This is a genomic window from Aminivibrio sp. (assembly GCF_016756745.1).
In the GTDB taxonomy this organism is placed as follows: domain Bacteria; phylum Synergistota; class Synergistia; order Synergistales; family Aminobacteriaceae; genus Aminivibrio.
In genome coordinates this window covers 1-26113 of the sequence record NZ_JAESIH010000017.1, presented here as the reverse complement: position 1 = coordinate 26113, position 26113 = coordinate 1, and the positions used below count along the sequence as shown (strand labels likewise).

The following is a 26113-nucleotide window of genomic DNA, read 5'->3' as shown; positions in this document are numbered from 1 at the left end:
AACACCACCCGGCTGAAGATGTCCCTCCCGAAATTGTCGGTCCCGAAATAGTAGGTCCCGTCAGGAGAGCGGAGCTTGTCCACAGTGTTCATCTCCTGGGGATCGAAGGTGGCGATACAGGGGGCGAGCAGGGCCGAGAGGACCAACACCCCTATGATGAGGAGCCCGGCGAGGGCGATTTTTCTCCTGTAAAAGGCTGAAAGAAATTTCATTGTCCGCCCCTCCTAGCTGTACCGAATCCGCGGATCCAGAAGGGCGAAGGACAGGTCCACCAGGAGATTGATCACCATGTACAGAAAAGCGATGATGAGAATGACCCCCTGAATGGTGGGATAGTCTCTTCTCAGAATGGATTCCACAACAAGCCGCCCGATCCCCGGAAGGGAAAAGACCGTTTCGGTCACCACGGTTCCGGCCAGGAGGGCCACAAAAGTAAATCCCAGGGCGGATACGATGGAGATAAGCGAATTCCGGAAGATATGCCGTATATTGACGGCTCCCTCGGACAGTCCCTTTGCCCGGGCTGTCTTCACGTAATCCGCCTTAGCCACGTCAAGCATGCTCGACCTCGTCAGGCGGATGATGAGGGCCGAATTGGGAGCGGCAAGGGTGACGCACGGAAGGACCAGATAGCGGAGATTCGTCCAGTCCCCTGATTCCAGGATGGAAGGGAACCCCGAGGTGGGAAGCCACTGCAGCATCACCGAGAAAAGAAGCATCAGGTTCAGTCCAAGCCAGAAGGTGGGCACCGACGCGAAAAACATGGAGAGACCTGAAAACAGCTGGTCGAGCCGGCTATTGTATCGGACGGCCGAAAGGATTCCTATGGGCACTCCCATGAGGATGACGAGCATCATGGAAAAAACGGCAATGAGGAGGCTTGTTTCCGCCCGGTCGAGGATGACGTGGAGAACGGGCTGGTGAAAAAATATGGATGTCCCGAAATCTCCTTTCACCACTCCGGACAGCCAGCGGCCGTACTGCACGTACAAGGGACGGTCGAGCCCCATGGCTTCGCGGAGTCCCTGGACCTGTTCGGGCGTTGCCTGGTCTCCCAGCATGATCTGGGCGGGATCTCCCGGAATCAGGTGGATGAATGAAAACACGATGATCGAGGCGAGAAGGAGAGACGGAATCATGCTCCCGATTCGCCTGATGATATATGAAAACACGGAGGCTCCCCCCTTTCGGCGGACATGAGGGGGAGGTGACACCCCTCCCCCTGAGTTTCAGTTACTTTCCAAACGAAACGCCCCAGAATTTGGGCCAGATGAGGGATGATGCAGAGAGGCCCTTAACCTTCGGGCTGTAGATGTCGTAGGTGAAGTGATCTCCCGTCTTCATCACGGGAACCTCTTCGTAGATAAGGGCCTGGATCCTGTCCCAGACTTCCCTCCGTTTCGCTTCGTCGAGGGTACCTGCAAACTCGGCGGCAAGGGCTCTCTTTGTCTCCGTGGTCCACCATCCGGGGTAGGACTCGCTCATGAAGGTGAAAAGAATGGGATCGGGAACGAATCCGTGGTGGGTGAAGAAAATATCCCACTGGGAGGGGTCTCCCCTTTTCGAGATCAGGGTCGCCCAGTCGTAAATCTGGTGGTCGATGTTGAAGCCTGCCGCCTGGAGCTGCTTCACGATCACGAGAGTGCTGTCGTAATGGAACTTGTATGACGTGGACGCCATGAGGGTGATCTTCTCGCCGTTATAGCCCGCCTCTTTCGCGAGCTTTTTTGCAAGTTCGGGATTGTTGGCGCTGAACTTGTCGAGCCCGGCCTTCGAGTACCAGAGAGTGGTCTCGGGCATGAAGGAGCCGGAAGCCTTCCACAGTTCCGCAGGTCCGATGGCCGCCTGGAGCACCGGTTCCATGTTCACCGCCGCCTGGAGAGCCTGACGGAGCTTGAAATTATCCTTCAGCACTCCCTCTCTCGAATTGAAGAACATGAGCCCCTGGTTTGCACCCTGGTTAACGGTGGTGACCACAGAAGGATCACCCTTGAGGGAGTCGAAGAGGTCGCCCAGGATCTGCTCGGCATAATCGTAATCCCCTGCCTTGACTCCATTCACCCGTGTTCCCACGTCGGGGACGGGAATGAAGCGGATTTCGTCGAACAGGGCTTCCCGCTTGCCTGCATAGCCGTCGGCGTCCTCGGTCCTCGCGGCATAGTCATCGTTGCGTACCAGCTTGATGTAGCGTCCGGGGTTCCTTTCGGCAAATTTGTAGGGTCCCGTCCCGATATACTGTTCTGGGGTGATCGGCGTTTTCTCGGCGCTGGAGGCCACTTCTTTCGGGTAGATCACAGGACCGCCGTTCATGAAGGCCAGAAGATTCTTCCACGGAGCGAAGGGAGCCTTGAAGGTGAGGGTCACTTCGAACTTGCCCGTAGCCTCGACTTTTTCCAGGTTGCTGAAGAGCACGGGTCCCCTGGCGCCGAACTTGCCCCAGCGCTCCAGGGAGGCGAGCACATCTTCGGCATCCAGTTCCTTGCCGTTATGGAACTTTACGCCCTCGCGGAGCGAGAGAACAACGGTTTTCCCATCGTCCTTTATTTCTTCGGCTTTCACCAGGAACGGAACGGGGCTGTACTTTGAATCGAAGGTATAGAGCCCCTCAAAGATATGCTGGGCAATCATGGTGGTCAGGTCCGATGTCACCACGTGCTGGTCGAGGGTTGGAGGTTCATCGATGACGGCAACGCGAAGCACTCCGCCCTTCTCCGCTGCTGAAGCGCTTCCGGCTGCGGCTATGACAAGGAAACATACGCCCCACAACAGGATAGTTCTCATCCTTTTCATATCAATCACTCCTTTTCAGATCTCGCAGTTTGATCGCGCCCCGAATCCTTTTCCATCCTTTATTCCCCTACCACCCCCTCCCCCGCTGCCGGAAAAAACTCAACGCTCCGGAGGAATAAAAAACTCGCCTTCCCGAATGCCTTCGCCAAAGGGAATCTCGCCGTATTCCACGCCGTCCCGGGCGTTGAGGTCCCAGACCACATCTCCTCCGAGGATCGTCATCTCGCACTCAAACCTGCGGTTTGACCGAAGGCGCCCCCCGACAGAATCCTTGAAGCCGAAGGTCCCCTCCCGAAGATTCCAGAGCGTTACGTCTCCCGGCGCTCCGGGCGAAAGATGCCCCAGCTCAGGATGACCTATCATGCGGGCCGGGACAGCGGTGGAGCGGGCGATGACCTCGCCGATGGGCATCCCCATGGCGAGGCACTTGGACATGGTGGTGGGCATGTCCATCATGGCGGCGTTCATGCTCAGGACGTGAAGGTCCGAGGAGATGGAATCGGGGTAAAACCCCTGGGCGAAGGCAGGCACGGCGTTCCGGAAGAGAAAGCTCCCCCCGCCGTGACCCAGGTCGAACAGGACCCCCCTTTCCCGGGCTTCGAAGAGGTACGGGTACACCGTTCCATTTTCGTCAACCACGGGAACGGGCCCCCTGTAGCAGTGAGTGCTGATGTCGCCCTTCCTGAGCTTTTCCGTCACTAGCCGCCAATAGGGACGCTCCTTCATAAAATAGCCGAAATCCACCATCACGGGCAGACCCGACAGTTCCCCGGCTTCCACGGCCCGGTCCACCGACTCCCACCCCGGGTGCCGGTAATGAGCGCTTTTGATGCCCACGATGACATCCCGGTGCTTCTCCGCCTTTGCCGCCGTCGTCTTCGGATCGAAGTCGGGGGCGTGCTGTTCCATGATGTCGCTCACCATCCCGAAACTCGCGATATTCAGGAAGGAGAACACCCGGGTCTTCGCCCGGTCGATTACCGATACCCGAAACAGGTCGAAGTTACGCCACCCGGCGCTCCCCGCGTCCACCATGGCGGTCACGCCGCTCCGGAAGCTGAACCCGTCGGGAAAAACACTGTATTCGCCCGCCCATGCGTTGGGGTTTCCTCCCGTGGCGAACAGGTGGCTGTGGATATCGACAACCCCGGGAGTGACTATCAGCCCCTCCGCGTCAATCACCTTCGATGCGCCGCACCAGGGAAGCGCCTTTCCCCTCCCCGCCACCCTGCCGCCGTACAGAGCAAGATCACAGACCTCGTCCACTCCGTTCGCGGGGTCAATAACCCTGCCGCTCCTGATGATCACGCTTCCCTTGGGGGGAAGAAAAAAATCCTTTTCCGGTATCTCTTCCGCTCTCATGGCGGTTCATTTCCCCCCTTTTTTCAGGAAAAGGGCCTCTATCTCCTTCATCCGCTCCACAATGGAATCCAGCTCGGAGTCTCTCAGGGTCATGGGGTTCACGAACACCGACTCCCCGTCGGCAGCCATGGTAAATATGGACGGGTCTCCTTCCCGAAGCAGCCGGAGCACCTCCTCCGAGCATTCCGGGACGGCGAAGCGGAAGGCCATCTGGGGAAAGGGCTGGCCGGCCTCGTTCGGATACAGCCGCTCAACCGTAACCATGGAACTGCCGGCAAAGGCTTTCATCGCCGCCGCGATGCGGTCCTCCGCCCACTGGACGCGGCCCTCGCCGTCCATGGAGACGTACTGCTCAACGGCAGCGAGAAGCCCCACAATTTCCTCCCGCCCCACCTTGAACATCCGCCCCACGCCGTAGGTGGGGAAAGCCGTCCTCTCAACCCACGAGAAGAAATCCTTTTTTCCCACCATGAGGCCGCTCGCCTGGGGTCCCCGCAGGTCCTTGCCGCCGCTGAAAATGCAGGCATCCGCTCCCTGGCCGGTGATTCGCCAGAGGTTCTCCGCCGGGGGCACCTGGGCCGCCGCGTCCACGATCACGGGAATTCCATGCCGGGATGCCACCCTGATGGTCGCTTCAAGGGAGAGGGCTCCCTTTGCGACCCACCCTCCCGGAGGCATGAAGAAATAGAATACCGCCGCCGTATTGTCCGTGATGGCGTATTCAAGGTCGTCTTCCGTGGTGGGGAGGATCATGTTGGGGAATCCGATCTCCGTCATGGGGCAGTTCAAAAGACGGAGGGACCAGTCGTAGGGGTTGCGGTGAGCCCGATGGACGATGATTTCGCTTTTCGTTATCTGTTCCGGGGAAAGGGACGGGAACGGGCGTCCCCATTTCCGGGCGATGGCCGAAGCTCCCGCGATGTGCAGGGCCGCGGCCGCGCCGTTCGTGACAAAAGCCGCCTCGTTTCTCGTGATGGAGGCGAGGCGTTCATGAACCTTCTGCTGCAGCTCCCTTATCACCACGTGGTTTCTCGCCGCCGACGCCATGGCCGAGAGCGTCTCCTCGCTCATGCGGGAGCCCCCTACCGTGGTGTAAGTGCCCGCCGCGTTGATGACCGTACGAACTCCGAGTTCCCTGTAAATGTCCCGTGTCACTGCGCATCGCCGCCTTATTTTGAAGGTTGAATTTCTGAATGGACCTCGTCAAGATAGGAGTAGAGAGTAAACTTGGAAATATCGAGAAACTGGCAGATTCGGTTTCCCGACTTGGTGATGAGGAAAGCGCCTTTCTGGTCGAGGTATTTCACCACCTTGATCTTGTCGTCCCTGGTCATGTAGGAAACCGGCTTGCCCACCTCCTCCATGGCTTTCTGCAGCAGGGCGTCAAGAAGCTGGTTCACGTCGTTGACGAAAAATTCCTCTTCCTTTTCCCCCTCGCCGTTCGAAATGAGGGACCGGATGGTTTTATCGGCGACCATGAGGTTCGAGACGTCGAAGTTTACGCACAGGCACCCGATGACCTTCCCTTCGTCGTCGCGAATGTAAACGGACGATGATCGGAGTACCCTTCCGTCCCGAGTGTTGGTAAAATAGCCGTACTTGTCTCCGTTGCGCACGGTACCGCGGAGGACTTCCAGGCCCAGGTTGCTTCCGCAGTCGCCCACGCGCCGGTCTGTGACGTGGCCGTTCTCGATCATGACCACGGTGCTCTCATAACTGTCGGTGAGATCATGAAGCACCACCTCGCAGTTCGTGCCGAAAATAGCGGTGAGCCCTTTCATGAGGGACTCGAAAAAAGTGAATTCATCCTGAACTCGTTTCAAAAGGGACTCCCCCAAAAAAATATTTAGTTTATCTGAATTTATGTTATTATACTGTCTGAAAAATCTAACGTCAACAGAAAAGGAAGGGAGAGACTGTCTCATGAATATCAGAAAATATGAAGTCCTGCACCGCATCCATGAACTCGGGGTCGTCGGCATTATCCGGACGCCCGACGTGACCGGTGGCATTTCCTCCGCCGAGGCGATCTTCCAGGGAGGGATCACCGTCCTGGAAGTCTCCACCACCTTCCCCGGAGCCCTGGACATCATGAAGGAAACAGCCGCCAGGGACAAGCCAAAGGGGCTTATTCTGGGCGCCGGGACGGTGGCCGATTCCGAGACGGCAAAACTCTGCATCGACGCCGGGGCCGAGTTCATCGTCTCCCACTGTTTCAGCGAAGAAGTGGCGAAGCTGTGCAACCGCTACGGCGTGGCCTACATGCCAGGCGTGGGTACGGTGACGGAGATCGTCCGGGCCATGGAATGGGGTGCGGACGTAGTGAAGGCCTTCCCCGGGGAAGTGCTGGGGCCCAAGTTTATCAAGGCGGTCCACGGACCTCTCCCGAATGCGCAGATCATGCCCATCGGCGGCGTCAGCCCGAGCAACCTGGAAGACTGGTTCCTTGCCGGGGCTTTCGCCGTCGGGCTGGGAAGCGCCCTCGTCAGGCCGGAGGGACGGGAGGGGGACTACCCCGCCATCCGGCAGACGGCCGAGGAAATCGTCTCCCGCATTGCCCGGATCCGCACCCACGTGTAAACGCCATGGCCGGGATCGAACGGCTTGACCTCTATAAAGTCCCGCCCAGGTGGCTCTTTCTGAAGATCACCACCGACGGAGGTGTTGAAGGCTGGGGAGAACCAGTGGTCGAGGGGCGGGCGGACACCGTGGCCGCGGCAGTGAAGGAGATGGGCGACTATCTCATCGGCGCCGACCCCACGAAGATCGAGGATCTCTGGCAGACCCTCTACCGGGGCGGCTTCTACCGGGGCGGTCCCATCCTCATGAGCGCCATTTCCGGCATTGAGCAGGCCCTCTGGGACATCACCGGGAAAATGGCCGGTCTGCCCGTCCACAGGATGATGGGCGGCGCCGTACGGAATAAAATGAGAGTCTACTCCTGGATCGGGGGGGACCGTCCCGACGATGTCGTGACGGAGGCCAAAAAAAGGGTCGATGCGGGGATGACCGCCGTCAAGATGAACGGCACGGAGGAAATGGCCTGGATCGACAGCTTCACAAAGGTGGAGGAAGTGCTTGCCCGGGTGCAGGCCCTCCGGGACGCTTTCGGGTATTCCCTGGACATAGCCGTGGACTTCCACGGAAGGGTTCACACCGCCATGGCGCGGGTGCTCATGAAGGAGCTGGAACCCTACCGCCTCATGTTCATCGAGGAGCCGGTACTGGTGGAGAACCGGGAGGCCTTCAGAGAACTCAGGCGGCACACCGTAACCCCTATCGCCACGGGAGAGCGGAACTTCGGCCGGTGGGACTTCAAGGACCTCATCACAGGCGGAGGAGTGGACATTCTCCAGCCGGACCTCAGCCATGCGGGGGGCATATGGGAGGTCCGGAAGATCGCCGCCATGGCGGAAGCCTACGATATCGCCATCGCTCCCCACTGCCCTCTCGGCCCCATCGCCCTGGCGGCCTGCCTGCAGCTCGACTTCTGCACGCCCAACGCATTCATCCAGGAACAGAGCCTGGGCATTCACTACAACCAGGGGACGGATCTGCTGGACTACCTGGAGGACCCGTCAGTCTTCCATTACAGGGACGGCCATGTTTCCCCGCCCGAAGGCCCCGGGCTGGGCATAGCGGTCAACGAGGCAAAGATTCTGGAAAAGAGCCGGGAGGGACACAACTGGAAAAACCCGGTCTGGCGGAACGCCGACGGATCGGTGGCGGAGTGGTAGACGAAACAGGCGCGGAACACGGCCACCGCTCCGGGCCCCGTGGCCGTGAAGATTCCCCGAGAACGCCGCCCAAGCGAACCCGACGAACGAAACGAAAACGACAAGCGCAATGAACAGGACACCGGAACGTTTCACCACACTCGTCTCAACGAATGGGTACTCCTGTCTGCCGGAAATGTTTTTCTGATATTTTGCATTCCATATCACCGAAGCGGGGGAATCAAAAAATGCCCCGTCTGCCCCCTTATTCAGTCGAGATAGGCAAGGCGCTTATTCTTCTCCTCGATGAACCGCTCCCGGAAGAGATGTTCCACGATGAGCTCGATGTCCTCTTTTGTGGCCTGCCCCTGGAAGAGAGTATCGATGCTCGATGAAAGGGTCTTCCGTGACTTGGGGCGGCGGGTCTTGTCCTGTTTCTTCAGTATTTCCAGTACCTTGGCGTATTTCGGGGCCAGGTCCTTGCTGAGGGAGGGCTTTTCCTTGATGTCCTCCAGGGTGATGATGCGCTTGACCTTCTGGCCGTATATCGCCACGTGCTTGATCAGAGGGTCGTACCCCGCGTCCATGGAGACGATATAGTGGCACGCCGACGGGTCGGTGTTGTTCAGGGCCAGGTAGTAGGCAATATGGAAGTCCAAGGCGTTCCTCCCCACGCCGCTGATGGTCACCCACTCCACCCGGTCGCCCATGGGCTGGGTCTTCCGGATGGTTTCCGTCGGTATCTTCTTCTGGTTCTCCCCGAGGAAGATAAGAATCTTGGCGTCCTCGATGTTCTCCACCTCGACTCCCGGCAGATTTTCATAATCGATGTAAATGTATTTCTTCATGGATTGTCTCCCTCTTTCAGAAAGGAAAGCACCGCTTCGGCGAATTCCTTCGGGTTTTCTGCGTGGATGGAATGGGCTGCTCCTTCAATGGCCAGGAACTTTCCCCGGGGAAGCTTTTCTGCCAGCGTCCGGCCTGCGGAAGGGGAAAACAGAAGATCTTCCGAGCCGGCCAAAACCAGCGCGGGAGCGCGGACGGAGGCGGCAGAGTCCCGGCCGTCGAAGGCCGCGATGGCGTTCACCTGCTTCCGGAACGAGACGGGAGCCTGGGGAAAGGGATAGGAGAGAGCAAATTCCACGGCGCCTTTCACCGTGTCCTCGTCCTCGAAAAAAGCGGGGGTAAAAATCCAGTAAAAAACGGTCCGGAAAAAGTCGGTCAGGTCCCCTCCCCTCTCGTACCGGTCGGCCAGGTCGGAGAAGAGCAGGGTGTTTCTGGAGGAGCTTTTCACACCCGAAGCAGCTATTACCAGCTTTCTCACCTTTTCAGGGTACCGGGCGGCAAGGCTCAGGGCTGTGAAGCCCCCCATGGAATGGCCCAGCACGTGGACGGGACCGAACCCGAGATGGTCGATCAGGGCGGCGCAGTCGTCCGCCATGAGGTCCACCGTGACGGGGGCATCGGCGGGAAGGGAGCGGCCGATTCCCCGGTTGTCCACGACAATCACCCGGAAATGCTCCGACAGCCCGGGCAGAACCGTCTGCCGGCTCGAAACGTCCGATGCCGGACCGGCAACGAGCAGCAGCGGAGGCCCGTCGACGCCGTGAACCTCGTAATACAGCTCCACGTCGTTCAGCAACGGCATGGAGGCCAGGATCAGCGTAGCCATCACACAACCCCTTTCGGCAGGATAGGGACATCTTAACACCGTTGCCTGCCCTGAAAAAGGGTGAATATGCCGCGGAAGGGCGTCCCGGATCCGGGGACAGAGGAAAATTCTTTCTCACCTACCGCTTCATGGTCCTCCAGCCGAGGGATTGGGCCAGATCGCTCCCGTTGGCGATGAGGACGCAGCGGTCGATGTCCTTTCGCTGCCAGGCCTCGTTGAGGGAGTCGGCCAGGCTGTTCAGTGCCTCCAGCTGCTCCCGTATTCCCTTATATTCGTTGTAGAGCGCCTTCCGGTTAGCATTCTCCCGGTTGTACGCCTCTACCTCCGTGTTGAAATCGGCCTGCCTGAACTTGTAGGTCTGGACCATGGAGGACTGTACGGCCTTGTTTTTCTCGTTCCGGATCGCGTCCCGCATCCTGGCCAGCTCAGCCCGTTCGGCGTCGAGCTGCGCTTTCTTGCGCTTCTGCTGTTCGTCAATGCCCTTTATCCTGCCCGCCAACTGTTTTATTTCAGCGCTCAGGCGCTTCATCTCGTTCGATAAGGTTTTTCCAAGGCCCTGCAGCTGCTTTTTGGCTCGTTCGTTGTATTCCCTGTCAAGGTTCTTGTTGTTCCCCCATTGGGTGATTTTCAGCGCAAACCGCGTCTGTTTGTTCGTCGACGCGAGAATGCTGACCTTGTAGTGATGGTAGGCGGCGTTGTTGGCAGGTTTCCCGGAGGGGGCCGTGTAGCTCAGCTCGTGGGATGTTCTCTGGTCGCTTCCCGCTACGGAATTGTATGCCCATTCGTTTCCCGCCGGGGTCATGAAGAGAATGTCCACCGACGTAGGGTAGTCCGACCCTACGCTGACCGTGAAACTGTCGCCGGGATTGCACTTGACAGTATAGGTGTACGGATACGGCCCACCCACTGTACCGGAGGTGGAATAGTCCGCCCAGGAGGGAGGGAGGGGGGCGACGCGCAAGAACAGTGCCGAAACCAGAAACAGCAAGGATACCCGCCACATTTTCTTCTTTCTCATATCGCTCTCCTTTCCGGGAGTTGAGCGCGGCCGTCTCTTAAAGATCCAGCCAGGCGTTCCCCATGCCGTAACGAATTTTGTCGGCGTTGTCGATGAAGAGAATCTCCATCACATCATTCAGATACGTGTAGCTTGTGATGGAACCTCCGTCCGCGGCGACCGTGACGTAGATAAGATCACCCTTTTCGGGGTAGAAATAAATCGTCCCGCCCGCCGGGGGCTGCTGCCACTCGTGATCCACCGAATAGCATGTTCCGGAAAACTGCTCCGGCACTCCTTCCGACATCGGGTGCCTCAGCCTGAACACGACGCTTTTCCACGTGCTCTGCCTGGTGGTCTCCAGCGTCTTTACCTCTTCCACCACCGCCGTCGCCTTAATCTTCGACTGTTCCGACATTCGGGAGTACACATCGGGAGGCATCACGCCCTCCGCTGAAAAACAGAACGCTGCAAAGAAAAAAACAAGCGCAAACGCGGCAATCCTGCAGTTTTTCATTCACTTTTCCCCCTTGCGTTCAAATGTATTCTTCATAGTCGGTATTGTTCACGGGGTTGCTTTCGGGCAGCTTCTTCATGATCACTCCCCCTTCGGAAAAAGAACCATGCGGGACCGGAAGTCAAAAAACAAGGCAAATTTTTATAAATTAACTCAATGTTATAATATCATCCGGTCCGCCGAAGCTCAAGGTAAGGGGCCTAAATCCGCTAATTTTTCAGGCAGAGGGAGTGCCGCCGGGCACAGCGCCCGGGCCGAGAAACCGACACGGATGTCGGTTTCAGGTGCAGTTGTCAAGGACGACAATCTGCACCGGCGGCCCAAGCGAGCACCGGTGACACTCCCCGCTGCCTGCGGATTTAGGATATCAAAAGACCTCCCGCCGGAACCGGGCGGGAGGTGGCGTATTTCTTCCACTGCACTCTCGGAAATGTGCGGCCTCACCGGATAAACCCGAGCATTCTCGGCAGGAAGAGGGATATGGGCGCCACGTAGGTGACGAGAATCAGGATGGCGATCTGGGCAAGGACAAACCGCATCACCGCCGCCGATACCTTTTCCAGGCTCAATCCCGTGATGCCGCAGCTCACGAAGAGACAGACCCCAACAGGAGGTGTGGCCATCCCGATGGCAAGATTCAGCACCATCATGAAACCGAAATGAAGCGGATGTATCCCGAGCTTTGCTGCGATAGGAGCCAGGATGGGGGCAAGCAGGATGATGGCCGCCCCGGTCTCCATGAACATGCCCACGATGAGCAGCAGGATGTTCACGATGAGGAGAAAGACATAGGGATTGGTGGTGGCCGACAGGAAAAGGGACGACAGCTTCACGGGAATCTGGTTCGCCGCGATGACCCAGGCGAACACGTTTGCCAGGGAAATGATCAGAAGGATCGCCCCTGTGGTGATGCCGCTCTGGAAAAGAATATGGGGAACGTCTTTCCAGGCGATCTCCCTGAAGACGAACTTCCCGACAAAGAAAGAGTAGATTACCGCTACCGCCGCCGCCTCCGTGGGGGTGAAAACCCCCCCGAGGATTCCCCCGAGGATGATGATCGGTGCCATGAGAGCCCACAGGGATGATTTGAATTCCGATGCCACCCGCCTGCCGGAAAAGCCTTCGGACATGGGGTAATTTTTCTTCTTTGAAACCCGGGATACGACGATCATCAGGGCAAGGCCCATAAGAATTCCCGGGACAAACCCCGCTGCAAAGAGGCCGCCCACGGAGACGTTCACCGACACTCCGTAGATGACCATGATGATGCTCGGCGGGATGATGGGGCCTATGGTCGCCGCCGCGCTGTTGAGAGCCGCGCTGAAATCCAGGTCGTACCCGCTCTTTTCCATTGAGGGAATCATGATAGAGCCTATTGCAGAAGCGTCTGCTACGGACGAGCCGCTGATTCCCGCAAAAATCATGTTCGCCACCACGCATGCGTGGGCGAGCCCTCCCCGTATATGCCCCACAAGGCTGTTCGCGAAGCCGATGATCCGGATGGTGGTACCTCCCCGGTTCATCAGGTCGCCGGCAAGGATAAAGAAGGGAACCGCCATGAGAGGAAAGGAATCGATACCCGTGAACATCCTCTGGGCTACAAGCTGGAGGGGAACTCCCATTGCAATCAGGACAACGATGCCCGTGATACCCATTACCAGGGCGAGGGGAATGCCCATGAAAAAGCAGACGGTGAAGGCGAAAATCATCAGGTAGGTCATCGCTCCGGTCCCTCCTTTCCTTTCAGCGCGGCTTCGAGTTCAATGTCCGCCGTGGAAATTGCCTGGCCCGATTTGGACAGCACCAGGGCCAGCAGGTGCAGGAACATGTACACCGAGCCCACGGGAATGGCCAGGTAGGGAATCCACATGGGGAAATCCATGGCGGGGGACGTCTGGCTCCTGAGACTGATCATGAGGTTGATTCCCTGAACGGTAACGGCGGCGAGGAAGACCATGATAATGATCTCCGCCAGGAAGGTCACCTTCCGCCGCGCTCCCTCGGGGAGTTTTTCCACGAACAAGGTGACGCCGATATGCCTGCCCTTTCCCATGGCGTATCCCGCGCCGAGAAAGGTCACCCAGACCATCATGTACCGCGCCGCTTCCTCCGACCACGTTATGGGATCATGAAGGATAAACCTGTAAACAACCGCCATAAAAGCGATAATTCCCATGGCTCCCATCAGCAGGGCCACTACCGCGAAAGCGAGCCGGTCGAACAATTTCATGACTCCGTTCAAGAGCTTCACTTCTCCACCTCTCCTTCAGTATGAAAGGGGGGAGGGCGGCTGCCCACCCTTCCCCCGGGAACCGAAAATGTGTAAAAACGGCAATCCTTTTTTGCGCCTACTTCAGCATCTCCGCCATCTTGGCCTCTGCCGCCGCCACCGCTTCAAGGGCTTCCTTCACCCACTGCTCGCCCGCCTGGGATTTCACGTAGTCGAGCACGGGAGGCTGGGAGACGGAGCGGAACTCGTTGAGCTGGGCCGCCGTGGGAACATAGACGGTCATTCCCTTTTCCGTCACGTTGAGGATTCCGGATTGGACCTGCCGCTCGGAAATAGCCCTCTGGGTGATGTTGAAGAGCCGGGCTCCCTCGTACAGGGCCGCCTTCTGGTCTTCGGACAGCTTTTCCCAGACATTGTCGTTGACGAACATGATCAGGGGGTTGTACAGGTGGCCGTCAAGAATGGTGTACTTCTGCACCTCGTAGTACTTGCCGTTGTTGATGAGGGTCATGGGAAGTTCGCATCCGTCCACAACACCCTGCTGGAGGGCCATGTACAGCTCGCCGAAGGCCACGGGCGTGGGGGATGCGCCTAAGGCCTCCACCATCTTCATGTGGGCGGGGTTCTCCATGGTCCTGATCTTCAGGCCCTTCATGTCCGCCACGGACTTGATCTGCTTCTCGCTGGTGACGAAATGGCGGTAGCCGTTTTCGCTGACGGCGAGGGTGCGGATGCCGGTGACCTTCCGCATCTCCTCCATGAGTTTCCTGCCGAAGGGACCGTCAAGGACTTCCCACGCCACGACCTGGTTCGGGAAGAGGTAGGGGATGTCGAACACCATGATGGGCTTGAAGAGGGTGGGAACGGGCCCGGTGGTGATGGTGCCGAGTTCGATGGTCCCCATCTTCAGTCCTTCGAGGATCTCTTTTTCATTGCCGAGCTGGGAGGCGTGGAACACTTCGATCTTTACCGACCCGCCGGTCTTGTTCTGCACGTGGTTCCTGAACAGCTCAACGGCGATGACCGTCCTGTCCTCCGGGTCCGCCGGACCGGCGTTGGCCAGCTTCAGCGTCACGTTCGCAGCAGAGGCCGCTCCCGCCATGAACACTACCAGAACCAGGACGCACAACACTTTCACCATTTTCTTCATTCTCTCTCTCCTACCTTTCTTTTAAATCTTGGTAAATTTGTCATAACATTATAAAATAAAGTTCGAATTCTGCAAGTGGCAATCCCGCATAGTTTGCGGTAGACTTGTAGAAATTTAAGTAAGGGGGAAAACGAATGAACTGCCTCGCACTGCTCGGAAGCCCAAGAAAAGACGGCAACACCGCCGCCCTGCTCGCGTCCTTCCTTGACGGGGCGGCTTCGAAAGGGCACAACGTCCGCACCGTGCTCCTCCAGGACAGGAAAATTCTGCCCTGCACAAGCTGCAACGGATGCAAGAAAGACGGGAAAGGAACGGGCAGATGCGTCCTTGCCGACGACATGGCCGCCCTGTACCCGGCGGTGCTGGAGGCGGAGGTCATCGTCCACGCCTTCCCCATCTACTGGTGGTCCATGCCCGCCCAGACGAAGCTCTTCCAGGACAGACTCTACGCTCTCGACTACGGTCTCTTCAGCGGAAAGAAGATGTACCTCCTGACCACCTACGGCGGCGAGGACCCCAACTCAGGCCCCGGCATAGTGGAGCGCACCTTCCGGGACATCTGCGATTTTCTCGGTATGGAATTCCGCGGCAGCCTCGGCGTCTGTTCGGGATCCCTCCCGGTGCAGAAAAACGAAACCGCCCTTCTGCAGGCAAAGCAGATGGGCACCGGTATCTGAGGCAGACCCTACTCCGCCCTCACCACCGCTCCCTTCGCTGCCGAGGACGCCAGCCTGGAGTACAGGGCCAGATGTCCCCGGGTGACTTTGGGGGCGGGTTTTTTCCACGATGCGAACCTTTCCTTGATTTCCCCGTCGGAAACGTGGAGATGCAGGGTGCCTTCGATCACGTCGATGGTGATTTTGTCCCCGTCCCGAACGATAGCCAGCGGGCCGCCCTCCGCCGCCTCCGGTGAGATGTGGCCCACGAAGCATCCGTTGTTCGTCCCCGAAAACCGGCCGTCGGTCACCAGGGCCGTGCTCTTGTTCAGCCCCATGCCGTAGAGGTACTTCATGGCCCGGTACATCTCCCGCATGCCCGGGCCGCCCTTGGGCCCCTCGTAGCGGATAACCACCACGTTTCCCGGCTGGATTTTCCCGGCCAGGATGGCGGCGTTCGCATCATCCTCGCTGTCGAACACCCTGGCCTCGCCTGTGAACACATGGAGCGAAGGATCGATGGCCCCCGGCTTGGTCACCCCCGTCTCCGGGGCGAGGTTTCCTCTGAGGACGGCGATGCCCCCCCGGGGCGAGAAAGGCTCCTCGAGGGTCTTCATCACCTCGTCGTTCTCCGGGAAGGGGAAGACATACTCCGAGACGTTCTCCTCCAGCGTCCGGCCCGTGCAGGTGAGAGCGTCCTTCTGCAGCAGGGGCAGCATTCTTTTCAGCATCCTGGGGATGCCTCCGGCCATCCAGAAATCCTCGGTGTTCCACTTGGACGCCGGGTTGACCCTCACTATCTGGGGCGTCTCCGGCCCCAGGCGCGAGAAGAGGTCCATGACGTCCACGCCGGCCTCCGCCTCGGCGGCGATGGCCGCCAGGTGCATCACTGCGTTTGTGGAGCCGCTCATGGCGTGGGTGGCCCGGACGGCGTTCTCGATGGACAGGCCGTTGAGAATCTTCCGGGCGGTGAGGCCCTCCCGGGCCATGCGGCAGATGACCTCCCCGGTCTCGCAGGCGAGCCGCAGCCGCTCCGAGTGGACCGCGGGGATCAGCGCCGCCCCCGGCAGCATCATTCCCAGGGCTTCGGCGAGACAGCACATGGTGTTGGCAGTGCCGAAGAAGGAGCAGGATCCGCAGGTGGGTGCGCACAGGTTCTCCAGGGACCGGAACTTTTCCTCGGTGATCTTCCCGGAGGCGAGCATACCAAGGGCTTCGTGAAGGGACGTCTCGTCGGCCTTCCGGCCGTCGAACTCCACACCGCCGAGCATGGGTCCCCCGGTGATCATGACTGCCGGGATGTCGAGCCTGGCCGCCGCCATGAGCATGCCGGGAACGATCTTGTCGCAAGAGGCCAGGAGGACCAGGGCGTCCAGGTGGTGGGCCTCCGCCACAAGCTCAATGGAGTCGGCGATGACCTCCCTCTGGGGCAGGATGAAGTGCATCCCCCGGTGTCCTTCGCAGACACCGTCGCAGGAAGCGATGACGCCGAACTCGGCGGCCACTCCTCCTGCCCTGTGGATCCCCTTCTTCACCTGCTCGCTGACCATGTTCAGGTTGAAATGGCCGGGAACGAGGGTGTTCCAGGAATTTGCGATGCCGATCACCGGCCTGTCCGCGAAATCACCGTCGCAATACCCCATGGATTTCCACAGCGCCCGCGCCCCGGCGTTCTGGGGACCGGCGAAAACCTCGGAACTTCTCCATCCCTTTGACATGCTTATCCTCCTCGGTGAAATTCGTCGTTTTCAAAATTCATGGTAGGTGAAGAACCGCCGGAGGTCAACGGGGCAATTCTTGCCCTGCCGCCCTGACCTGGCAAAGAGGGAAGGGGCCCGGAGGGGAAGAATCCCGATATTGAGGCACTTCAGAGCCAAAGACAGATCCTTCCCTCGCTGCGCCCGGGATGCTCCGCGATCCCTCCGCTCAGGATGACAACACTGTCGTCCCGAGTCAACGAAGCACGGTTTCCCTAAATCCGCAGGCAGCGGGGAGTGTCACCGGTGCTCGCTTGGGCCGCCGGTGCAGATTGTCGTCCTTGACAACTGCACCTGAAATCGACATCCGTGTCGGTTTCTCGGCCCGGGCGCTGTGCCCGGCGACACTCCCTCTGCCTGAAAAACCTGCGGATTTAGGGTTTCTGTCATCCTGACGGCGTGTTTTTCGCCGGAAGGATCTGCTTTTGTTTTTCAGGGCAAAAACGTGGGATCCCCTTTCCCCGGGATGAAAAAAGCCGGCCCTACCCGACTCAATCAACGCAATAGAAATTTTTCGCAAATTTTTCCCGAAGGGGCTATAATTTCCGGGGGAAACTTCCTGTTCTTTTCCGGGTACGGCCTTTCTCCCCCGCTACCGGGGGTATTCTGTTCCGAAATTAAAGGAGGATGTCATGAAGAAAGCCTATATTGTGGGAACCTGCGACACGAAGTATGATGAGCTCGCCTTTGTCCGGGACATTATCGCGGGGAGAGGCGTCGGGACCGTCCTGGTGGACGTGGGAACCCGGCCCCACGGAAACCCCGTGGACGTAACGGCAGCCGAAGTGGCCGCCTGCCATCCCTCGAAGCCCGGCTTTCTCTCCTCCGCGAAGGAACGGGGAGAGGCGGTGGGGGCCATGGGCGAGGCCCTGGCGGCATTTCTTCCCAAAAGAGAGGATCTCGGCGGGGTTATCGGCCTCGGCGGCTCGGGCGGAACGTCCATTATCACCTCCGGGATGAGGATGCTGCCCCTCGGAACGCCGAAGATCATGGTCTCCACCATGGCCTCGGGCAACGTGGCCCCTTACGTGGGACCCAACGACATCGCCATGATGTATTCCGTCACCGACGTTTCGGGGATCAACAGGATCTCCAGGGTGGTCCTTGCGAACGCCGCCAACGCCCTTGCCGGCATGATGAGCGGCCCCGTCCCCCACGGCGAGGATCGGCCCCTTCTGGGCATGACCATGTTCGGCGTCACAACCCCATGCGTGGACATGGTCCGCCACGCCCTCGAAAAGGACTTCGACTGCCTCGTCTTCCACGCCACCGGCACCGGCGGCCAGTCCTTCGAAAAACTCGTGGACTCGGGGATGATGAAGTGCGTCCTCGACATCACCACCACGGAAATCTGCGACCACCTCATGGGCGGTGTCCTCTCCGCCGGAGAAGGGCGGCTCGACGCCTTCATCCGGACCGGGATCCCCTACGTGGGCTCCGTGGGCGCCCTGGACATGGTGAACTTCGGGCCCATGGACACCGTGCCCGAGAAGTACAGGGACAGGAAGCTCTACGTCCACAACCCCCAGGTGACCCTCATGCGCACCACACCCGAAGAGAACACCCTCATGGGCGAATGGATCGGCGAAAAGCTGAACAGGTTCCCCGGGCCGGTGCGCTTCCTGCTGCCCCTGAAGGGCGTCTCCATGATCGACGCGCCGGGACAGGCCTTCCACTGGCCGGAGGCAGACGAAGCCCTCTTCTCCTCCCTTGAGCGCACCTTCAGGCAGTCGGATCATCATCGCCTGGTGAAGCTGCCCCTGAACGTGAACGATCCCGAGTTCGCCGCGGCCCTCGTGGAGAACTTCCGGGAACTGCATTCATAACCTCCGGGGAAAGGAAGGGATATCATGAAACGGTTCACCCGTACAGAGCTGATGGCCCGCTTCCACGACATGGCGAAGCGACGGGAGCCGATTATCGGCGGCGGAGCAGGCACAGGCATCTCTGCCAAGTGGGAAGAGGCCGGCGGCATCGACCTTATCGTCATCTACAATTCCGGCCGGTACCGCATGGCGGGACGGGGGTCCCTCGCCGGGCTCCTCGCCTACGGCAACGCCAACGACATCGTCAAGGAGATGGCTTACGAGGTCCTCCCCGTGGTGAAGAAAACGCCGGTCCTGGCGGGCGTCAACGGCACGGACCCCTTCGTCATCTGGGACAAATACTTCGACGAGATCATCTCCCTCGGCTTCGCCGGCGTACAGAACTTCCCCACCGTGGGGCTCATCGACGGGATCTTCCGGGCCAACCTGGAAGAGACCGGCATGGGGTACGCCCTTGAAGTGGAGACCATCCGGGCCGCCCACGAACGGGACCTCCTCACCACTCCCTACGTTTTCAGCGAAGAGGATGCCGTGGCCATGACGAAGGCCGGGGCGGACATCCTGGTGTGCCACATGGGGCTCACCACCAAGGGGTCCATCGGGGCGAAGACCGCCAAGACCCTCGACGAATGCGCCGTCCTCATCGACACATGGGCGGCCGCCGCTAAGAAGGTCCGGGACGACGTAATCGTCCTCTGTCACGGAGGCCCTATCGCCATGCCTGAGGACGCTTCATTCATCCTCAAAAAGTGCAAGAATGTCCACGGTTTCTACGGGGCCAGCTCCATGGAGCGCCTGCCCACGGAAACCGCCATCAAGGCCCGGGCGGAAGAGTTCAAGAAGATCACTTTCTAGAAACCGCAGGCGGAACCACAAGACAGAAAAGGAGAGGACGCCATGCCCAGAGTGTATTACAGCACCATCATTTCCGCACCCATCGAGGAAGTATGGGAATACGTGAGGGATTTCAACGGCCTGCCCAAGTGGCACCCGGGAATCAAGGCCGGCGAAATCGAGGGAGGATGCAGCCCCGACTGCACTGCCTGCATAGGCAGTGTCCGTCATTTCCAGCTTGCCGACGGCTCGTGGATGAGGGAGCAGCTTCTCGCCCTCTCCGACGCAGATTATTCCGTCACCTACACCATCCTCGAAACAGGCATGAAGCTGAAGAATTATGTGTCCTCCCTGAGCCTCGCGCCGGTCACTGCCACCGACGAAACTTTCGCCGAATGGGAGGCCGTCTTCGACATCACCGATGCTGCCGCCGAAGAAGAAACCGTGGACACGGTGTACGGCATCTTCAGCTCCGGGCTGGAAAACCTGGATGAAATGCTCATGGAGGAGTTCGACGACAATTCCTGCTGCGGATGCGGCGAAGGGGAATGCGGGGGGTGCGGCTGCGGAGAGGGTTAGACTGAAGGTTCCGGGGCCGGGCGGCTGCGTCCGGCCCTGCATTTTTCAAAGGGGTCCTCGCTGAACAGACAGGCACAGGCTCAGCCCCCCGATGCGAAAAGGAGGGAATGGCCCACACAGTCCACGAGCGGGGTCTTCGGCGTCGATGGGAACAAAACGAAAACGGACCCCAGGGGGCTCCGGATACTGGATTGAACTCAAGGGGAAGCCCGGCCCAGGTTTGTTATCCCTCGCGCGGCGAAGGATCTTATTCTTGCTGTCGTCCTGAACGGAACGGTTGCGATGCAGGAGCGGACAATCTCGCATTTGGCGGTCCTTCGAACCAAAATCATCGAGATGCTTCGGCCAAGGTACCGGCTTTCAAGATGACAAACCCGGGCATCGGCCCCACGGACAGAACAAAACCATAGGCCACACCGGAGTCCTTTGTCCCTTCCTAAGGGAGACAATCCTCTTTCCCCCAGCTTCTGCCCCTTCCTGCCCGCGTTTCGCCCTTTTTCCGAAATTCCCGTTGTGAAAAAAAGAATCAAATTGACTCTTCGTATCGAGAGTGCTAACGTTGTCTGACAACAGACATTTCAAGTCAAAAATGGATCATGTTTCTGCTCACCTTTGGGCGAAAACGACACGGAGGAGGAGTCTGTTCTTGGACGTCATCCCATTCCAGAGGAAAAACCGGAGCGACGTGATTTTTGAAAAACTCAAGGAGCTCATCGGCAACGGGCAATGGAAGCCCGGAGACCGTTTCCCTACGGAAATGGAACTTACCCGCATTTTCAACGTGGGGCGGTCTACCGTCCGGGAAGCGCTGAACCACCTGAAAACCTCCAATCTTGTCCGCGTCGTTCCCGGAAAGGGAACCTTCGTAACCGAACCACCGGCCGTTGAGCACCAGATCCTCTCCCGCCACATACCCGACAGCGCCACCGCAAAAGAGCTCTTCAACATCATCGAATTCCGCATCTGCATCGAGCCTTCCACCGCCTATCTTGCGGCGGAGCGGATCTCCGGCTCCCAGAAAAAAAAGATCCTCGGTATCGCCGGGGCCGTGGACAACGAGGAGCTGTCGCCGTCGGAATTCGCGGAGACGGACATCGAGTTCCACATTTTCCTGGCGGAAATCACAGGCAACCCTCTCTGCGTGGAGATAATGAACTACCTCCACACGTTCTTCTACAAGCAGCAGATCGTCACATCCCTCATTTCCACAAGAAAAAAAGCCGCCGCCCAGAGCCACATTGCCGTGGCAAAAGCCGTGACCGCCCATAACGCAAAGCTTGCGGAAAAAGAAATGCGTGCTCATCTCTGCAATACCCGGGAATACCTTGAATGCATCGTCCGGGAAACGGCCTTTTCGGGAGCGGCTCCCCGGGAAAAAGAAAGCTGTTTATAGATTCTGCAGACAAGGTACCGCTTTCAATGAAGTCCGTATCAACCACCGGGAACACCTGCAAAAGGAATATGCAAATTCATTCAACCAGGGGGATTCGAGTATGATTGCACTTTTGAGGAGATCATCAGGAACTTCGAAAAGCAATCCCTTGCCCGCCGAAAGAGTGAGCAACTCATGAAAGCTCTGGTATATCACGGCCCCAGAGAGCTGATCTGGGAGGACATTCCCGATGTTTCAGTGGGCCCCGAAGATGTGAAAATCGCCGTTAAGGCCGTTGGGATATGCGGTTCCGATGTTCACGGATACCTGGGCCTTACGGGACGCCGCACGCCTCCCATGGTGATGGGGCATGAATTCTCCGGTGTGGTAGAGGCCATCGGTGAAAAGGTCACCCTGTGGAATGTCGGAGACCGTGTCACTGTTCAACCAGCCCAATTTTGCGGAACCTGTGATTTTTGCAAAGCGGGGCAGACGAATTTATGCGGGAACAAGCGTTTCTACGGCGCCATGGATTGCAACGGCGCCATGGCCGAATATATTGCAGTCCCTGAACATCTCTTATATCGACTTCCCGATAATGTGCCCTTTGACGCAGGTTCGATGATCGAAGCGGCTGCCGTCGCCTACAGAGGTGTCAAAAACGCAGGGGATCTGACCGGCAGGCATGTGCTTGTCATCGGCGCAGGGACGATCGGCCAGCTGGTTGTTTCCATCGCCCGCCTGAGAGGAGCGGAACGCATCTACATATCCGATCTCAGTGACGCACGCCTTGCAACAGCTGTGAAAATGGGTGCGGACGTCACGTTGAATCCTCAGACCATGGACATACGCAAGGTCGTAATGGACGCAACGGAGGGCAAGGGCGTCGACATCGCGATTGAAGCAGTCGGCGTCACCCCGAGCGCAAAACAGAGCATTGAACTCCTGCGGACAGGGGGAACCGCTGTCTGGATCGGCAACTCGGCGAAATTCGTCGAAGTTCCCATGCAGGAAATAGTCACGAGAGAACTCCGTATTCGCGGAACCTATATCTACTCTCACGATGAGTTCGGTGAAGTCCTTGAATTGGTGAACAGCGGAGGAATTTCTTTCGATCCCATAATCAGTCTTCGCGCCAGGATGTCAGAAGGAGCCCAGTGGTTTGCACAACTCGCCGATTCTCCGGGGGAACTGATAAAGATAGTTCTCATCCCGGAATAAAACACGAGGAGGGATAACAATGAAGGCTCAGAGCGGGAAGTTGGGAAAAGTAGCGGTGCTGTTGTCGGTTCTGTTTATCGCAACAATGGTTCTTGTCCTCTGCCAGACAGCAAATCAGGCTGCGGCACAGGACGACGTGAAAATCGAGGCCGAGAAGAAGAAGAACGCGGAGTTCGTGCTGAAACTTGCCTACACTGACGCAGCGAACTGGCCGGCAAGCGGAATCAAGCCTCTTGGAGAACATGCTTTCGCCCTCATCTTCAAGAGCATCGTGGAATCGCGGTCCAATGGCGCCATGTATGTTGAACTCTTCCCCGCCACATCTATGGGACAGAGCAAGGAAGTCATCGAAATGGTCCAGACGGGAACGCTCGAAATGGGGATCCAGACCGGCGCCCTGGCAGGGGTTTACCCGCCTGTGCAGGTAATCAACCTCCCCTACGCCTTCCAGTCCGACGAGATCGCCTGGTGGATATTCGACAACAGCGAATTCTGGAAGAAAATGACCGCCGAGATCGAAGAAAAAACAGGCATTAAGGTGCTTGCAATGGGACAGAACGGCACCAGGCATTTCACCAACTCCAAGCGCCCGATCCGCGAACCGAAGGATATGGTCGGCCTGAAGTTCCGGGTCATGCCCTCGCCGATTTACGTGAAAACCCTTGAAGCCATGGGAGCGAGCGCGACGCCTCTTGCCCACGGGGAGATTTACACATCATGCCAGACCAAGGTCGTTGACGGGCAGGAGAACCCCATCTGGAACATAGCGGCCAACAAATGGTACGAGGTTCAGGACTACATGACGCTCGACGGCCATACGTGGAGCGAGGACATGCTGATCATCAATGCCAATTTCTTCAACAATCTTCCGAAGGCATTTCAGCAGATAATCCGTGCTGCAGCCTACCAGGGGCAGACTGCGGGACGCGCGTCCGAATCACTGGGCTCACTGGTCACCGATTTCGCGATCCTCGAGAAAAACATGGAGATCTACTCTCCGACACCCGAGGAGATGGCAAAGTTCAAGGCTGCTGTCGTTCCCGTAGCCGACTGGCTTAAGCAGGAAATCGGCGCCAAGTACGTGGAAGATTTTTACAAAGCCGTCGAAGAAGCCGAAGCTGCTCTGGGATACAGATAGTTTTTTCAGCGGAATCAACGTGCAGGCTTCCGGACAAGGAAGCCTGCACGTCAATGAACACGGCGGAGGACAAGATGAGTGTACTCGATACATCATTCACACTTTCACGGAAGATAAGCGACATCGTCGAGCGGGCGAGCATCTGCATAACGGTCTTCTACATTGCTGCTGTCTTCTGCGTCGTCTTCCTCGGAGTGATAATGCGGATCATCGGATCCACGTTTTCCTGGAGCGAGGAGATCTCCCGCTGGCTCCTGGTGGGAATCACGTATATCGGAGCCAGCCTTGCACTCAAGCGACAGCAGCACGTCGGCATCGCGCTGGTGATCCGCGCCCTTCCGAGAGCGTGGTGCAGGATAGCCGTCATTCTTATAGATATCGCTGTCATGGCCTTCATTTACTATGGATTCAGAACGAGCCTCGCAACTGCTCTTCAATCAGCGAAACAGTTCGGCGACATCATAAAATTGCCAATGATGTACGTAAAGCTGAATCTTCCCATCGGGTTTTTGTTCATGTTCGTCCATATGGTCTATTTTCTGATCGGCGCATTCAGGGCCGAGGATCCCCAGGATTTCATCCTGAGCAGCTGACGGCCCGGCCTGAAGCAGGAGAGATGTCATGACTACACTGTTGTTGATTTTCATTGGAAGTTTCGCCATAGGCGTCCCGATTGCCTTCGTTCTGGGACTGACGGCACTGTACTATCTTCTCTTCGTCAGCAGCGTGCCGATCATGATTCTGGGACAGCGCCTCTACGCGGGAGTCGATAACTTTGTTCTGCTGGCGATTCCTTTCTTCGTTTTCGCCGGCGAGCTGATGAACAGGACAAAAATTACGGAAGACCTGGTGAACTTCGCCAAAATGCTGGTCGGCTGGATTCCGGGTGCCCTGGCGCAGGTCAACATCGTTACAAGCGTCTTCTTCGCCGGGCTTACAGGAGCCGCCGTGGCCGATACGGCTGCCATAGGATCCATCCTCATTCCGGCCATGAAAGATGAAGGATACAAGGCTGAATATGCGGCAGCGGTCACTGTAACATCCTCGATAATCGGCCCGATCATTCCTCCGAGCATCAATATGGTGGTCTACAGCACGGTGACGATGGAATCGGTCGGCGCTCTTTTTATGGCCGGATTTGCCCCCGGCATTGCGATCGCACTCGGCCTTATGATAATAGCGCTTTTTTTCGCGTTAAGGGAAAACCACCCGAGGAGGAAAGAGCGGCTTGCAAAAGGAGAAGCCTGGCGTACCACCAGGAAATCCCTTCTTGCTCTGCTGGCACCTGTTATTCTGGTGGGAGGAATCTTCAGCGGTCAGTTCACTCCAACCGAGGCAGCCGCAGTAGCATGCGCTTACGTGCTTTTCGTCGGCGTATTTATTTTCAGGACCCTCGGATGGAAGGAGATCTTCGAAAGCCTCAAAGTTACAGCAGTTACATCCTCCGTCATTTTGTTCATAATCTCCATAGCAACTGTTTTCGCCACAATGCTGACGCTGGAAAGAATCCCCGCCCACATCGCCCATTACATTCTCTCCCTGACAGAAAACAAATATATCTTCCTTCTGTTTATCAACATCTTTTTATTGTTTGTCGGGATGATAATGGAGACCGGTGTAAGCGTCATTCTTCTGGCTCCTATTCTGCTTCCCGTTGCAACGCGCCTGGGAATTCATCCTCTTCACTTTGCGCTGGTCATGCTGGTGAATCTGAATATCGGTCTCAACACGCCGCCGCTGGGAGTCTGCCTTTACGTTGCCGCCCCCATAGCGAAAGTACGGTTTGAGAAAATAGCACGAGCTGCAGTTCCGTTCATCGCAATGCAAATTGTTGTTTTGATGATCATCACATACATCCCGGAGATTATTCTCTTTCTCCCAAGACTCTTTGGTTATATAACATAAGACAATAAACAAAAAAGAGTTTCAGCGTGCTGAGCTGTTACCTGAACCGACATCCGGGTCAGTATGGAAGTTTTAAACACGCGTACTGAAATTGCGAGGAAAACATTCCCGGACTGTTCCGTTGCGCTGTTACCCTGATTGCCCCATGACACAAACAACATTTTCACAAGGACAATACTTTCCTGGAGGTGGATCATGAATCCTGAAAGAATCGCAGAACTGAAAGAAAAAGCGCGGGCTGTGCGCCTCGGCATCATAGAGGCACTCGGCATCGAGAAGCGGGGACATCTCGGCGGTTCTTTGTCCTGTGCCGACATCGTGGCAGCCCTCTATTTCTACAAGATGCGCCACGACCCGAAAGACCGTTTTATGCCCGACCGGGACCGGTTCA

24 protein-coding genes and 2 pseudogenes are annotated in these 26113 nt (G+C 57.8%); 12 read left to right on the top strand and 14 right to left on the bottom strand.

What is annotated here, in order from left to right; all coding sequences use genetic code 11:
• The 6 genes and pseudogenes from JMJ95_RS01150 to JMJ95_RS01125 form a co-directional block, all read right to left on the bottom strand.
• Positions 1-212 (bottom strand): annotated as a pseudogene (locus JMJ95_RS01150) (ABC transporter permease); the annotation flags it as partial.
• A 12-nt stretch (positions 213-224) separates the two neighbouring features.
• Positions 225-1172: an ABC transporter permease gene (locus tag JMJ95_RS01145; RefSeq protein WP_290681401.1), complete on the bottom strand. Its 948-nt coding sequence runs from the start codon at positions 1170-1172 to the stop codon at positions 225-227.
• A gap of 61 nt (positions 1173-1233) precedes the next feature.
• The gene (locus tag JMJ95_RS01140; RefSeq protein WP_290681398.1) at positions 1234-2790 is read right to left on the bottom strand and encodes an ABC transporter substrate-binding protein; all 1557 of its coding nucleotides are present in this window, start codon (positions 2788-2790) and stop codon (positions 1234-1236) included.
• Between the two features lie 99 nt (positions 2791-2889).
• Entirely contained in the window at positions 2890-4152 is a 1263-nt protein-coding gene (locus tag JMJ95_RS01135) for an amidohydrolase/deacetylase family metallohydrolase (protein ID WP_290681396.1), read from the bottom strand.
• 6 nt (positions 4153-4158) lie between these two features.
• The gene (locus JMJ95_RS01130) at positions 4159-5307 is read right to left on the bottom strand and encodes a hypothetical protein (protein WP_290681393.1); all 1149 of its coding nucleotides are present in this window, start codon (positions 5305-5307) and stop codon (positions 4159-4161) included.
• 14 nt (positions 5308-5321) lie between these two features.
• Positions 5322-5975, bottom strand: a complete 654-nt coding sequence (locus JMJ95_RS01125) for a transcriptional regulator (RefSeq protein ID WP_290681390.1) — start codon at positions 5973-5975, stop codon at positions 5322-5324.
• Between the two features lie 100 nt (positions 5976-6075).
• Between JMJ95_RS01125 and JMJ95_RS01120 the strand changes: the two genes are divergently transcribed.
• Both JMJ95_RS01120 and dgoD read left to right on the top strand, forming a co-directional pair.
• A complete protein-coding gene (locus tag JMJ95_RS01120) occupies positions 6076-6732 on the top strand; it encodes a bifunctional 4-hydroxy-2-oxoglutarate aldolase/2-dehydro-3-deoxy-phosphogluconate aldolase (RefSeq protein WP_290681387.1) in 657 nt (218 codons plus the stop codon).
• A 5-nt stretch (positions 6733-6737) separates the two neighbouring features.
• Positions 6738-7889: a galactonate dehydratase gene (gene dgoD, locus JMJ95_RS01115; RefSeq protein ID WP_290681384.1), complete on the top strand. Its 1152-nt coding sequence runs from the start codon at positions 6738-6740 to the stop codon at positions 7887-7889.
• A gap of 248 nt (positions 7890-8137) precedes the next feature.
• On the opposite strand, the gene JMJ95_RS01110 is transcribed toward dgoD, so the two are convergent.
• From JMJ95_RS01110 to JMJ95_RS01080, 7 genes are all read right to left on the bottom strand, one after another.
• A complete protein-coding gene (locus JMJ95_RS01110; protein WP_290681381.1) occupies positions 8138-8716 on the bottom strand; it encodes a PIN domain-containing protein in 579 nt (192 codons plus the stop codon).
• A complete protein-coding gene (locus tag JMJ95_RS01105) occupies positions 8713-9540 on the bottom strand; it encodes an alpha/beta fold hydrolase (protein ID WP_290681378.1) in 828 nt (275 codons plus the stop codon). Before JMJ95_RS01105 ends, JMJ95_RS01110 begins: the two co-directional genes overlap by 4 nt.
• A 118-nt stretch (positions 9541-9658) precedes the next feature.
• Complete coding sequence (locus tag JMJ95_RS01100) at positions 9659-10558, bottom strand: hypothetical protein (protein WP_290681375.1); 900 nt, start codon at positions 10556-10558, stop codon at positions 9659-9661.
• A gap of 37 nt (positions 10559-10595) precedes the next feature.
• Positions 10596-11054 carry a hypothetical protein gene (locus tag JMJ95_RS01095; protein ID WP_290681372.1) on the bottom strand — a complete coding sequence of 153 codons (459 nt, stop codon included), beginning with the start codon at positions 11052-11054 and terminating at the stop codon, positions 10596-10598.
• A gap of 440 nt (positions 11055-11494) precedes the next feature.
• On the bottom strand, positions 11495-12775 hold the full coding sequence (locus tag JMJ95_RS01090) for a TRAP transporter large permease (protein WP_290681369.1): 1281 nt from the start codon (positions 12773-12775) through the stop codon (positions 11495-11497).
• Positions 12772-13305, bottom strand: coding sequence for a TRAP transporter small permease (locus tag JMJ95_RS01085; RefSeq protein WP_290681366.1), 534 nt, complete (start codon positions 13303-13305; stop codon positions 12772-12774). Before JMJ95_RS01085 ends, JMJ95_RS01090 begins: the two co-directional genes overlap by 4 nt.
• A gap of 97 nt (positions 13306-13402) precedes the next feature.
• Entirely contained in the window at positions 13403-14434 is a 1032-nt protein-coding gene (locus tag JMJ95_RS01080; protein ID WP_290681363.1) for a DctP family TRAP transporter solute-binding subunit, read from the bottom strand.
• A 134-nt stretch (positions 14435-14568) separates the two neighbouring features.
• On the opposite strand from JMJ95_RS01080, the gene JMJ95_RS01075 reads away from it, so the two are divergent.
• Positions 14569-15111: a flavodoxin family protein gene (locus JMJ95_RS01075; RefSeq protein ID WP_290681360.1), complete on the top strand. Its 543-nt coding sequence runs from the start codon at positions 14569-14571 to the stop codon at positions 15109-15111.
• Positions 15112-15119: 8 nt separating this feature from the next.
• On the opposite strand, the gene ilvD is transcribed toward JMJ95_RS01075, so the two are convergent.
• Positions 15120-16808 carry a dihydroxy-acid dehydratase gene (ilvD, locus tag JMJ95_RS01070; protein ID WP_290681357.1) on the bottom strand — a complete coding sequence of 563 codons (1689 nt, stop codon included), beginning with the start codon at positions 16806-16808 and terminating at the stop codon, positions 15120-15122.
• A gap of 671 nt (positions 16809-17479) precedes the next feature.
• Between ilvD and JMJ95_RS01065 the strand changes: the two genes are divergently transcribed.
• The 9 genes and pseudogenes from JMJ95_RS01065 to JMJ95_RS01025 form a co-directional block, all read left to right on the top strand.
• Complete coding sequence (locus JMJ95_RS01065; RefSeq protein ID WP_290681354.1) at positions 17480-18673, top strand: Tm-1-like ATP-binding domain-containing protein; 1194 nt, start codon at positions 17480-17482, stop codon at positions 18671-18673.
• Between the two features lie 24 nt (positions 18674-18697).
• Positions 18698-19528, top strand: coding sequence for a phosphoenolpyruvate hydrolase family protein (locus JMJ95_RS01060; RefSeq protein WP_290681350.1), 831 nt, complete (start codon positions 18698-18700; stop codon positions 19526-19528).
• Between the two features lie 42 nt (positions 19529-19570).
• Positions 19571-20086, top strand: a complete 516-nt coding sequence (locus JMJ95_RS01055) for an SRPBCC family protein (protein ID WP_290681347.1) — start codon at positions 19571-19573, stop codon at positions 20084-20086.
• A gap of 646 nt (positions 20087-20732) precedes the next feature.
• On the top strand, positions 20733-21479 hold the full coding sequence (locus JMJ95_RS01050) for a FadR/GntR family transcriptional regulator (RefSeq protein ID WP_290681345.1): 747 nt from the start codon (positions 20733-20735) through the stop codon (positions 21477-21479).
• Positions 21480-21653: 174 nt separating this feature from the next.
• Positions 21654-22679 (top strand): zinc-binding dehydrogenase, encoded by a 1026-nt coding sequence (locus JMJ95_RS01045; protein ID WP_290681342.1) that lies wholly within the window; start codon positions 21654-21656, stop codon positions 22677-22679.
• Positions 22680-22698: 19 nt separating this feature from the next.
• Positions 22699-23817: a DctP family TRAP transporter solute-binding subunit gene (locus JMJ95_RS01040; RefSeq protein WP_290681339.1), complete on the top strand. Its 1119-nt coding sequence runs from the start codon at positions 22699-22701 to the stop codon at positions 23815-23817.
• 53 nt (positions 23818-23870) lie between these two features.
• On the top strand, positions 23871-24410 hold the full coding sequence (locus tag JMJ95_RS01035; protein WP_290681336.1) for a TRAP transporter small permease: 540 nt from the start codon (positions 23871-23873) through the stop codon (positions 24408-24410).
• A 28-nt stretch (positions 24411-24438) separates the two neighbouring features.
• Entirely contained in the window at positions 24439-25722 is a 1284-nt protein-coding gene (locus tag JMJ95_RS01030; protein WP_290681334.1) for a TRAP transporter large permease, read from the top strand.
• Positions 25723-25917: 195 nt separating this feature from the next.
• A pseudogene (locus JMJ95_RS01025) lies at positions 25918-26113 on the top strand (transketolase); the annotation flags it as partial.